This window comes from Micromonospora pattaloongensis (assembly GCF_900107255.1).
Classification (GTDB): Bacteria; Actinomycetota; Actinomycetes; order Mycobacteriales; family Micromonosporaceae; genus Micromonospora_I; species Micromonospora_I pattaloongensis.
The window spans coordinates 41957-53427 of sequence record NZ_FNPH01000008.1 but is presented as its reverse complement, the minus strand read 5'-3'; the positions used below and the strand labels follow the sequence as shown (position 1 = coordinate 53427).

Here is an 11471-nt window from a genome sequence, read left to right as displayed (position 1 = left end):
GGCCTCCGCCGGGAACGCCGATCCCGGCGGGGGTCCGACCGCTCGTCGTAGGAGCGAACCATGACTGCAGCGTCGCCGGGATCCCGGCGGGTCGCCGGCCTCCTCGCCGGCCTCGCCTGCGTCGGCGCGTTCGGCGCGGGCTGCGGCGCGGACGCGCCGGCCGGTTCGCCGATGACCGTCCGGCTGCTCGTCCGGGACATCAACATCCGCCCCGCCGGTGTCGACTGCGCCGGCAGCGGCGCCTACCTCTACGTGCACCGCTCCGCCCCGTACCAGGTGACCGACCGCGACGGCGCGGTGCTGCACCGCGGGGAGCTGCCGGCCGGCACCGCGGTGCCGGCGTTCGAGGAGGACCTCGAGGTCGAGCGGATCCCGACCTACTGTGCTTTCGCCATCCCGGTCTCCGTCCCCGAGCGCGGCGGCTACCGCCTCGTCATCGACGGCCGCCCGCCGATCGAGTTGACCACCGACCGGGAGAACCCGGAGGGACCCTCGCTGGTGGCGGTGATCCCGTGACGGGCCGGCTGCGCGGACTGCTGCCGGCGCTGCTGGTCGCGGCGCTCGCGCTCGGCGCGTGCTCGTCGCCCGCCCGCGAGCCGGACGCCCGCCCGCCGGCCGGCGGGGCGCAGACGCTGCCCGGCCCGCCCCCCGCGGACCTCGCGCTCCGGCCGCCGCCGGCCACCGCCCCGGCCGCGCCGTCCTTCACCGCGACGCTCACCGACGGCACCGGAGTCGCGGCGGCGACGCTCTGGGCCGACCGCCCCGTCGTGCTGCTCTTCGTCAGCTCCTGGTGCACCACCTGCGCCGACCGCCAGCGCGCGCTGGCCGACCTGGCGCGGCGCTACCGGGACCGGGTGGTCTTCGTCGGTGTCGCCGGTGAGGACGAGCCCGCCGCGCTCGACGGATACCTGCGCGAGCACGGCGTCGAGCATCCGGTCGTGATCGACGGGTCGATGACGGTCTGGCGGTCGTACGCGATGCGCGAGCCGCCCGGCGTGGTGCTGATCAGCCGCGGCGGCCGGCTGCTGCGCGGCTGGCCCGGCGGTGTCGACGCCGCCACCCTCGACGCGCAGCTGCGCGCCCTCGCGCTGGCCCCCTGACCGCCCGGCTCGCCGTGCGGCCGTGGCGCGCCGCCCGATCCCGCCCGCGGCCGCCGACCACCTCACCCGCCGAGCGATATACCTGTGCGGCATTTTTATGCCCCACAGGTATATCGCTCGATCGTTCATACGCCGCTGACCGGCGTCACGTACGTGTGCCATGAGGGTTGACGGTCGATCCCCCGTTTCCTACCGTTGCGCCACCTGCGACGTCCGTAACCCGGCCGTCACGTTCGGAAAGGACACCCCGCCCACGTCACACCACGGCACCAGGAGGCAGCATGGCTCAGCGCGTCAGACTCCGCGGACTCCCCGGTGAACTCGCGGCCGAGTTCGCCGGCACGATGGTCCTCATCCTCTTCGGAGTGGGGGTGGTGGCCCAAGTGGTCGCCGGCGGCATCGGCGACCACGACAGCATCGCCTGGGCCTGGGGGCTCGGCGTGACGCTCGGCGTCTACGTCGCCGGCCGGATCAGCGGCGCCCACCTCAACCCGGCGGTGACCCTCGCACTCGCCGTGTTCAAGGGCTTCGCTTGGCGCAAGGTGTTGCCGTACAGCCTGGCGCAGACGGCCGGCGCGTTCGTGGCCGCGCTGATCGTGCGCTGGAACTACACCGAGGTGCTGTCCAGGGCGGACCCCGGCCACACCATCAAGACCCAGGGCGTGTTCTCGACCCTGCCCGGCAACGGCGAGCTGCCGGTGGGGCAGTGGGGCGGGCTGCGCGACCAGTTGATCGGCACGGCGATCCTGCTCTTCGTCATCCTCGCCCTCACCGACCTGCGCAACTCGCCGCCCGCCGCGAACCTCGCGCCGGTCGTGATCGGACTGCTCGTGGTGGCGATCGGGATGGCCTGGGGCACCAACGCCGGCTACGCGATCAACCCTGCCCGCGATTTCGGCCCCCGGCTGGCGTCGTTCCTGACCGGCTACGACACCGCCTTCCGCGACCAGTACGGCGACCTCTACTTCTGGGTGCCGATCGTGGGACCGCTCGTCGGCGGCTTGATCGGCGCCGGCCTCTACCACCTGCTGATCGGCCGTTTCCTGCCACCCGAGGGCGCCCCGGACGCCGCCGGAGAACCGGGCCGCCTGCCCACCCGCGCCGAGAACGAGCCGGCCAAGCTCTGACGGCGACCGTTTGCGAGAGGAGACCCCCGATGGCTGACTACGTCGGCGCGATAGACCAGGGCACGACCAGCACGCGCTTCATGATCTTCGACCACGGCGGCACCGAGGTGGGCCGCCATCAGCTCGAACACGAGCAGATCCTGCCGAGGGCGGGTTGGGTGGAGCACAACCCGGTGGAGATCTGGGAACGCACCACCTCCGTGGTGCGCACCGCGATGAACGCGCTCGGCCTCGACGCGGGCCATCTCGCCGCGGTGGGCATCACCAACCAGCGGGAGACCACGGTGGTGTGGAACCGCCGCACCGGTCGCCCGTACTACAACGCGATCGTCTGGCAGGACACCCGCACCGATCACATCGCGGCGCAGCTGGACCGGGACGGGCGCGGCGACGTCATCCGGACCAAGGCCGGGCTGCCGCCGGCGACGTACTTCTCCGGCGGGAAGATCCAATGGATCCTGGAGAACGTCGACGGTGTCCGGGAGGCCGCCGAGCGGGGCGATGCGATCTTCGGCAACACCGACAGCTGGCTGATGTGGAACCTCACCGGCGGGGTCGACGGCGGCGCGCACGTCACCGACGTGACCAACGCCAGCCGGACCATGCTGATGAACCTGGAGACGCTCGACTGGGACGACGAGCTGTTGTCGTTCTTCGGCATCCCCCGGGCGATGTTGCCCGAGATCCGCCCCTCGTCCGACCCGGACCGCTACGGCGCGACGCTGCGGACCGGGCCGTTCGGCGGGGAGGTGCCGCTCACCGCGATCCTCGGCGACCAGCAGGCGGCCACGGTCGGCCAGGTCTGCTTCTCACCGGGCGAGGCCAAGAACACCTACGGCACCGGCAACTTCATGCTGCTCAACACCGGCACCGACATCGTGCGGTCGCGGTCCGGGCTGCTCACCACCGTCTGCTACCAGTTCGGCGCCGAACCCGCGGTCTACGCCCTGGAGGGTTCGATCGCGGTCACCGGGTCGGCGGTGCAGTGGCTGCGCGACCAGCTCGGCATCATCAGCGGCGCCGCGCAGAGCGAGTCGCTGGCCGCGCAGGTGGACGACAACGGCGGCGTCTACTTCGTTCCCGCGTTCTCCGGGCTGTTCGCCCCGTACTGGCGCTCCGACGCCCGCGGCGCGATCGTCGGGCTGTCCCGCTACAACACCAACGCCCACCTGGCGCGGGCGACGCTGGAGTCGATCTGCTACCAGAGCCGCGACGTCACCGAGGCGATGGCGCAGGACTCCGGGGTCACGCTCGACGTGCTCAAGGTGGACGGCGGGGTGACCGCGAACCGGCTCTGCATGCAGCTGCAGGCCGACATTCTCGGCGTGCCGGTGAGCCGCCCGGTCTGCGCCGAGACCACCGCGCTCGGCGCGGCGTACGCGGCCGGGCTCGCGGTCGGCTTCTGGAAGTCCCCCGACGAGCTGCGGGCCAACTGGAACGAAGCCGAGCGCTGGCAGCCGACCTGGTCGGAGGAGCGGCGCGCCGAGGGGTACGCGAAGTGGAAGAAGGCGGTGCAGCGGACGCTCGACTGGGTCGACGTCGACGGCTGAGCCGGCGGGGCGCCGGCCGGACGCCCGACCGTCCGGCCGGCGTCCACCGGGACGGCGATGGCCGGGGCGCGCAGCGCGCCCCGGCCACCATCGTCCGTGCTACAGCCCGGCGGCGTGCGCGGCGGCGGTGCCGCCGACCACCGGCAGGACGATCTTGCTGCTCTTGAGCGCGATCTCGATGCTGGCGCGGGTCTGGTCGACCTGGCTGGAGTAGCCCGAGTAGCTGCCGACCACGATCACGCCGATCTGGTGCCCGGCCTGGAAGACGTAGTCCTCGGGCAGAAGCGGGAAGTCGAAGTTGTACGTCTGCCCGGGCACCAGCGGCTCGGCCGTCCGCACCGACGTGCGGTTGAGCGCGTCCAGCACGCCCTTGGTGACGACCTCGTAGTCGGCGGTCTGCACCCGCTTCTGGGTCTGCTTGTAGCAGCCGTCGTCGGTGGGGCTGCTCTCGCCCCAGCAGTCCTCGGTGGTGAGCGTCGTGATGCCCTCACCGCTGACGTTGTGCGCGACCCGCTCGGCGCGGCCGTAGTCGACCAGGATCACGCCGAAGTTCGTGTCCGTCTGGTCGGCCGAGGCGCGCAGCCGTACGGTCGGCGTGCCGGAGATGTGCAGCGGCGCGCTCAGCGGCGCGGACAGGAACGCCAGCCGGTTCGCGCTCACCGTGGTGGGGTTGGTGACCATCGTGGTCTGGCTCTGGCTCGGGGTGTCCTGGAACTTCGCGGTGGCGGGTCGGGCCAGCGGCACCAGCCCGAGCGAACCCGCGTTCTCGCCGGTCTTGAGGAAGACGTCGGTCGCGGCGGCGCCGGGGAGCGGCCAGTCCGCGTGCGTCTCCCACACGTCCGCGGCGCGTTCGATGTCGACGCGCGGCTCGTCCATGATGCCGTTCGGCACGCCGTGCAGCCAGAAGTCGAACCAGCGGTGCAGCGTGCGGACCCACTCCGCGCGCCGGAAGTCGAACGGGTCGACGTGCCCGGTCTGCGTCAGCCACATCTTGCGCGGCACGTCGTGCGCGGCGATCGCGTTCCAGAACTTGCTCATGTTGTCCGGCTTGACGTTGTTGTCGTTGATGCCGTGGACCATGAATACGCTGGCCTTGACCTTGCCGGCCTTGTTGACGTAGCTGCGTTCGTTCCAGAACGCGGTGTAGTCGCCCGTCTCGTCGCCGTCGGCGGCGGCCAGTGCGTCGCGGACCGGCTTGCAGTAGTCGCGGCGCGCCGGGTTGGTGACGGTGTTGGCGAGCGACGACGGGTAGCTGTTGCCACGGGTGACCACCCCGTTGCTGCGGGTGTAGTCGTACCACTCCGCGACGCCGCCGATCGGCACGATCGTGGTGAGTCCGTCGACGCCGGTGACCGCGGTGGCCATCGCCTGCGCGCCGTCGTACGACTTGCCGATCATCCCGGTCCGGCCGTTGTGCCAGTCGGCCCTGACGGTCCGGCCCGCCGCGTCGCGGCCCACCGCGCGGCCGTTGAGCCAGTTGATCGCCATCTTGGCGCCGATGTTGTCGCTGCTGCCGCCGGTCGTCGGACAGCCGGTCGAGTTGTTCGTGCCGATCATGTCGAGCAGGATCACCGCGTAGCCGCGCGGCACGAAGTAGTTGTCGTAGAAGAGGGGCCACTTGTCGAGCAGGCCGTCGCCGTCGAGGTCGGCCTTGCACTCGGTCTCGTTGCCGCGGCACACGGTGGAGTAGTAGGGGCTGGCGTCCATCACCACGGGAACCTTCAGCCCGTCCTCCGTGGCCTTCGGCCGCATGATGTCGAAGGCCACCACGTCCCGCAGGCCGTCGCTGTCGGTGTCCACCGGGGACTCGACGAAGATCCGCTCGCGGACGGCGTCGGCGTAGCCGAAGACGGGCTGCGTCACGCCGTCGGCGATGACGATCGAATTGGCGGTGTCGGCGGCGTACGCGGGGGTCGTCGCGACGCCGGCGCCGACGACCGCGGCGACCGAGAGCAGCGCCAGTCCGGCGCTCCGTAATCTGCCGATGCGTGCCATGCACACTCCTCGAGCTCGGGGGATGCGCTCAGGCTAGGGACCGGCTCCCGCCGCGCCTTCCGCCACCTGTCGGAACTTCCGCACCTCCCGTTCGACACAGGGGCGGTCGGCTTTCAGCGGCGGAGCAGCTGGGACGGGTCGCCGGAGCCGGTGAGGAGCACCGGGGTGTCGGAGATCGTGACGGTGGCGGTGGCCTTCAGCGATTCGCCGGCGGGGGCGGCGCGCAGCCCGGACCCGCCGCGCAGGGTGACCGGCGCGCCGGAGACGGACCAGACCGCCAGCGTCGAGGTGCCGTCGCGGGTGAACGCGACGCCGACCAGGCCCCTGTCCGCCACCGGGGTGACGGTCGCGCCGCGCGCCGCCACGACCAGACTGGCGAGCATCCGGCCGGCGGCCCGCTCCCGGCCGTCCGGCTCCAGCAGGCCGTACCGGACCTCGCTGCCGGCGCGGTTGGCCGGGTTGTACGCCAACGGCAGCCACATCGCCTGGCGTACGCCGCCCGCGACGAGCTGCGCCATCACCTTGACCATTTCGCCGGCCCGGCTGGCCGCGTCCCCGTCGCCGTCGCGCCAGAACTGGCCGACCTCCCACGCCTCCACCGGCACCCCGGCCGGCGTCTGGGCGCGCAGGTACTCCAGCAGCGCCGGCACGGCGCTGAAGTGCTCGTAGAAGTGCAGCTGCCGGAGCTGGACCACCTTGTCGTCGAGCAGCCGTTCGGTGGCGGCGAGGAACGCGAGGTTGCGGGCGTTGGTCTCGTTGCCGAGCGCGGTGCGGAGCTGGGCGACCGTGTTCACCGCCGGGATCTTCTGTCCCCGCGTGCCGATCCGCCGCGCGAAGTACGCCTTGTACGCGGCCACCGCCTCGGCGCCGCGACCCGCCCGCAGCAGCCGGTCGACGACCCCGAATCCGTACGCCACGCTGCTGATGCCGGAGTCGACGACCTGCGCCCGGGGGTCCGCGGCGTGGATCGCCTCGGCGGCCGCTCGGACCAGCCGGACGTAGTCGTCGGGGCTGCCGGCCCAGTACTGCGGCGCGTTCACCTCGTTCTCGATCGCGTACTGCCGCACGCCGTAGCCGGCGTAGCGCTGCACCAGCGTCCGCACGAACGCCCGGTAGGCGCCCATGTCGCGGGGCATCGCCGACTCGGTCTTGTTCGCCTGGCCGCGGGTGTACGCGGGGGCGCCGCCGGTGGCCCAGCAGACCCCGATCCGGATCTTCAGGCTGAGCGTGATGCCCAGGTCCCGGCTGCGCGCCGCCACCTGGTCCACCGACGACCAGTTCGGCCGGCCCTTGGTCCGCTCGATGTCGCACCAGCTCAGCTCGTGGTACGTCGCCGAGCCGGCCAGCTTGCGCAGGTAGGGGGTGAACTGCTGGTAGCGCGACCAGTCCCAGTGCGCGCCGAACGGGTTGGCGGTGCCCCCGCCGGCGGTCAGCGACGGGGCCGCGCCGGTCTCCGCCGGGGCGGCGGTCGACGGGTCGGAGCGGGCCGGCAGCTTCTCGTCGCCCGTGCAGCCGGCCAGCGCGACGGTGGCCGCCGTGACCGCGGCGAGCAGCGCCGCCCGGATCCGGGTCGCGCCCCTCACCGGTACCCCAGCTCACGCAGCATCCGGCCGGAGAAGACCCGCACCAGGATCCGGAGGAACGGGTCGAGCTCGCGGCGGTAGCTGCCGACCCGGGAGCCGTAGATCGGGGCGTCGGTCTTCGCCGCCGCGCGGCGCTTCTCGGCCTCCACGCTGTACTTGCGGGCCACGTCGTGCTGCTTGTCGTCGTAGTCGAGGATGCCCTCTTCCCAGGGCTCGCCGAGGAACTCGAACAGGCCACGCATCGCCTTCTCCGGATCCGTCACGGTGTCCTCGTAACGCAGCTCGTAGTAGCGGTCGGCCGGCAGTGTGCGCCCGACCGCCCGCGCCGTGCGGATGTAGCGCGGCCACTTCACCACGCACTTGACCGCCGACCAGTAGCCGAAGCGCTTGCGGTGCGAGACCACCACGTCGCGGCCGTCGCGGATCACGTGCACGATCTGCGCGTCCGGGAAGACCCGGGTGACGAAGCCCAGCGACATGGCGTACAGCGGGGTCTTGTCGGCCCACCGGGTCTTCCCCCGGGTGGCCGCGTAGTCGGCGTGGATGCCGCCGAAGAAGTCGGCGATGCGGCCCAGCCAGTACTCCTGCGGGAAGCCGAAGCGGGCGAGCCGCTCCCAGTCCCGGCCGACGATCCGCTCCAGGTCGGTGAGGAAGCGCGTCTCCGGTCCGCAGCTGATCCGGGAATGCGAGTCCAGCACCAGCCGCAGCATCGTGGTGCCGGAGCGCTGACAGCCGACCAGAAAGATCGGCGCCGCCGTGGCGGGTTCGGTCACGGGGCCACCTTCTCGATCGGGGATGCCGGGCGGGACGCGGCCGCCGCCAGCCGCGCGGTCAGCTCGTCGCAGCGGGCGCGCACCCGCCCGTCGATGTCCAGCGGATCGCGGCGCGGGGTGCGGCGGGTGATGTGGGCGTGCAGCCGCGGGTGGTAGGGGAAGTCCAGGAACGCGCAGAGCCGACGGGTCTGCGCCTCCGGATCAGCCACCAGCGCGTCGTACGAGCAGAGCAGCACGTCGTCGCGCTCGTGCAGGCCGAGCCGGAAGTAGAGCCCGTTGCGGACCCACCAGAACAGCGCGGCGGCGGTGTGCGGATCCATCCGCTCCGGGTCGAGGTCGCGGATCACCTCGACGGTGGCCGGGTCGAGGCGCTGGCCCTGCCACCGCGCCCCGATGGTGCCGTCGGCGATCGCGCGCAGCGCCCGCAGGTTGGCGTCGCCGAACTTGGCGACCTCGGAACGGGCCCGGTCGTCGACGTCGCGCCAGCTCCACAACGCCCGGCCGGGCCGCGCGCCGGGCAGCGCGAGCAGCTCGTCCACCCGGTGCGTCTCGCAGAGCGGCTTGACCAGCACGTACGCGTGCCGGCTCCGGCCTATCACCTCGGTCAGCCGCGCGTCGGAGCGCAGTTGGAAGCGGTGGAAGACCGCGCCGTCGTTCTCGTTGCGCACCTCGAACTCGGGAGCGGCGTCCAGGCCGCGCACCAGCATGTTCGTGCCGGAGCGCTGCAGTCCGACGAGGTAGACCGGGCGGGCCGCGCCGGGCGGGCCGCCGTGCCGGCGTCGCCAGCGCCGCTTGGCCAGCGCCGTGGCGACCCGCTCGACCGGGTTGAGCCGGTCCTCCTCGATCAGCCGGCCGATCCCCTCGGTGCGCGCCCAGCGCACGTGCCGGGCGATCCGGCGGGCCGTGTACACGAGGGCGGAGGGGTCGTCGTCGTGGACCACTGCTCCTCCTTGCTCGCGCCGCCGGCCCGCGGGGCGGCCGGGCCCGCGACGGGGCCGGCCGGATTGGCAGGTCACTCGGCGCAGCCAGGCTATACACAGAGGATGGCGCCTGGCCAGCGCGGCTGGCCGGACGGGCACACGAAGATCACCCGTTCAGGCAGATGGCGATCATGATCTGGACTGACCGGCCGAACGGTGCATAGCGTGCATCACCGATGCGCGTCCTCCATGTGAACAAGTTCCTCTACCGCCGCGGCGGGGCGGAGGGATACCTGCTGGACCTCGCGGGGCTGCAACGGGCGGCCGGCGACGAGGTGGCGTACTTCGGGATGACGCATCCTCAGAACGAGTCACCGCTGCCGTACGCGGAGCATTTTCCCTCGTATGTGGAGCTGGACCCGCCGCCGCGCGGTCTGCGGCCGCGCGCCGCGGCCGCCGGGCGCATGATCTGGTCGCCGCAGAGCCGGCGCGGGCTGGCCGCGGTGCTCGCCGACTTCCGCCCCGACGTGGTGCACCTGCACAACGTCTACCACCAGCTCTCGCCGTCGGTGCTGGCCGCGGCGCGCGCCGCCGGGGTGCCGTGCGTGCTGACGTTGCACGACTACAAGCTCGCCTGCCCGAGCTACCAGCTGCTGGACCGGGGCGCGGTCTGCGACGCCTGCGTCACCGGCGGCCCGCTGATGGCGGTGCGCCGGGGCTGCAAGGGCGGGCTGGGCGCGAGCGCGCTGCTCGCGATCGAGTCGTGGCTGCACCGGACGCTGCGGGCCTACGACGGCGTGGCCGCGTTCGTCAGCCCGAGCCGGTTCCTGGCCGGCGTGATGCGCCGGGCGGGGGTGTTCCCCGACCGGATGCACGTGCTGCCGCACTTCGCCGACGTCGCGGCGCTGCCGGTGAAGGTGGCGCCCGGCGGCGGCGTGGTCTACGCCGGCCGGCTCGCGCCGGAGAAGGGCGTCGACACGCTGATCGACGCGGTCGCCGCGCTGCCGGCCGGGGTGCCGGTCGACGTCGCCGGCGACGGCCCGGCGCGGGCCGCGCTGGAGGAGCGCGCGTCGCGCCGCGCGCCGGGCCGGATCCGGTTCCACGGGCGGCTGGACAAGCCCCGCCTGCACGAGCTGGTCCGCTCGGCGGCGGTGGTGGCGGTGCCGTCGCGGTGGCACGAGAACCAGCCGATGGCGGTGCTGGAGGCGTTCGGGTGCGGGGTGCCGGTGGTCGGCACCGACCTGGGCGGGCTGCCGGAGCTGATCACGCCCGGGGTCGACGGCGAGATCGTGCCCGCCGACGACCCGGCCGCGCTCGGCGCGGCGCTGGCCCGGCTGGTCGCCGCGCCCGGCCGGGCGTACGAGCTGGGGCGCGCCGCCCGGGCCAAGGTGGAGCGGGACTTCACGCCGGGGGCGCACCTGGCGGGGTTGCGCGAGCTGTACGCGCTCGCCGGGGCGCCGCGATGACGCCGGTCCGGGTGCTCTACCTGGCCGGCAGCGGACGCAGCGGGAGCACGCTCATCACGACCGTCCTCGGTCAGCTCGACGGCGTCTTCGCGGCGGGGGAGCTGCGCTACCTGTGGCAGCGGGGGATGATGGAGAACCGGCCGTGCGGCTGCGGCGCGCCGTTCGCCGAGTGCCCGCTGTGGAGCGCGGTCGTCGCCGAGCTGTTCGGCGTGGACCCGGCGCGGATCGCCGCCGGGCTGCGCGGCCGGCTGCGGATGCGGGGCCTGCCCGGTCTGCTGCGCCGGCACCGCGCCGGCGCCCGCCCGGTCGCGCCCCACCCCGACGACGACGCCATCGCCGCGCTCTACGCGGCCGTCGCCCGGCACGCCGGCCCGGTCATCGTCGACTCGTCGAAGCTGCCGCCGTACGGGGCGTTGCTCGGCGCGCTGCCCGGCGTCGAGCTGCGGGTGCTGCACGTGGTCCGCGACCCCCGCGCCACCGCGTTCTCCTGGCGGCGGCGGCGCGGCCTGGACGGCACCGACGACGACCGGCTGATGAGCCGGCCGCCGGTGTGGAAGGCGGCGCTGCTCTGGCTGGTCTGGAACGGCGCGACGCTGCGGCTCTGGGCCGGGCGCCCCGACCGCTACCTGCGGGTCCGGTACGAGGACTTCGTTGCCGCGCCCGCGGAGACGACGCGGCGGATCGCGCGGTTCGCCGGGCTCGCCCCGGCGGCGCTGCCGTTCACCGCGGCCGGGACGGTCCGGCTGGCCCCCACCCATTCGGTCGCCGGCAATCCGTCCCGGCACCGCGTCGGCGCGGTGGCGATCACCGACGACGCCGAGTGGCGGCGCGCGCTCTCCCGCCGGGCGTACGCCGTCGTGACCGCGCTGACGGCGCCGCTGCTGCGCCGCTTCGGCTATCCGGTCCGCCGCGCACCCCATCCGGTCGGCCGCGCAGCGCGTCCCGAGGAGGAGTAAC

10 protein-coding genes are annotated in these 11471 nt (G+C 73.4%); 6 read left to right on the top strand and 4 right to left on the bottom strand.

Features of this window, described 5'->3' with window-relative positions; all coding sequences use genetic code 11:
- Positions 1 to 60: 60 nt before the first annotated feature.
- The 4 genes from BLW47_RS24855 to glpK all read left to right on the top strand — a co-directional run bounded on the left by BLW47_RS24855 (position 61) and on the right by glpK (position 3777).
- Complete coding sequence (locus BLW47_RS24855) at positions 61 to 516, top strand: hypothetical protein (protein ID WP_139307370.1); 456 nt, start codon at positions 61 to 63, stop codon at positions 514 to 516.
- Complete coding sequence (locus BLW47_RS24850) at positions 513 to 1100, top strand: TlpA family protein disulfide reductase (RefSeq protein WP_139307369.1); 588 nt, start codon at positions 513 to 515, stop codon at positions 1098 to 1100. The genes BLW47_RS24855 and BLW47_RS24850 overlap by 4 nt, the downstream gene beginning before the upstream one ends.
- 281 nt (positions 1101 to 1381) lie before the next feature.
- On the top strand, positions 1382 to 2227 hold the full coding sequence (locus BLW47_RS18960) for an MIP/aquaporin family protein (RefSeq protein ID WP_091559498.1): 846 nt from the start codon (positions 1382 to 1384) through the stop codon (positions 2225 to 2227).
- 29 nt (positions 2228 to 2256) lie between these two features.
- Entirely contained in the window at positions 2257 to 3777 is a 1521-nt protein-coding gene (gene glpK, locus BLW47_RS18955) for a glycerol kinase GlpK (RefSeq protein ID WP_091559495.1), read from the top strand.
- A gap of 99 nt (positions 3778 to 3876) precedes the next feature.
- Here glpK and BLW47_RS18950 read toward each other — a convergent pair whose 3' ends face one another.
- From BLW47_RS18950 to BLW47_RS18935, 4 genes are all read right to left on the bottom strand, one after another.
- Positions 3877 to 5772 (bottom strand): Xaa-Pro dipeptidyl-peptidase, encoded by a 1896-nt coding sequence (locus tag BLW47_RS18950; RefSeq protein WP_091559817.1) that lies wholly within the window; start codon positions 5770 to 5772, stop codon positions 3877 to 3879.
- A gap of 113 nt (positions 5773 to 5885) precedes the next feature.
- Positions 5886 to 7355 (bottom strand): hypothetical protein, encoded by a 1470-nt coding sequence (locus BLW47_RS18945; protein ID WP_091559491.1) that lies wholly within the window; start codon positions 7353 to 7355, stop codon positions 5886 to 5888.
- A complete protein-coding gene (locus tag BLW47_RS18940) occupies positions 7352 to 8128 on the bottom strand; it encodes a sulfotransferase family protein (protein ID WP_091559488.1) in 777 nt (258 codons plus the stop codon). The genes BLW47_RS18945 and BLW47_RS18940 overlap by 4 nt, the downstream gene beginning before the upstream one ends.
- The gene (locus BLW47_RS18935; protein ID WP_091559485.1) at positions 8125 to 9069 is read right to left on the bottom strand and encodes a sulfotransferase family protein; all 945 of its coding nucleotides are present in this window, start codon (positions 9067 to 9069) and stop codon (positions 8125 to 8127) included. The genes BLW47_RS18940 and BLW47_RS18935 overlap by 4 nt, the downstream gene beginning before the upstream one ends.
- 215 nt (positions 9070 to 9284) lie before the next feature.
- Between BLW47_RS18935 and BLW47_RS18930 the strand changes: the two genes are divergently transcribed.
- Together BLW47_RS18930 and BLW47_RS18925 are read left to right on the top strand one after the other, a co-directional pair.
- A complete protein-coding gene (locus BLW47_RS18930) occupies positions 9285 to 10514 on the top strand; it encodes a glycosyltransferase (protein ID WP_091559483.1) in 1230 nt (409 codons plus the stop codon).
- Positions 10511 to 11470, top strand: coding sequence for a sulfotransferase family protein (locus tag BLW47_RS18925; RefSeq protein ID WP_091559477.1), 960 nt, complete (start codon positions 10511 to 10513; stop codon positions 11468 to 11470). Before BLW47_RS18930 ends, BLW47_RS18925 begins: the two co-directional genes overlap by 4 nt.
- Position 11471: the final 1 nt, after the last annotated feature.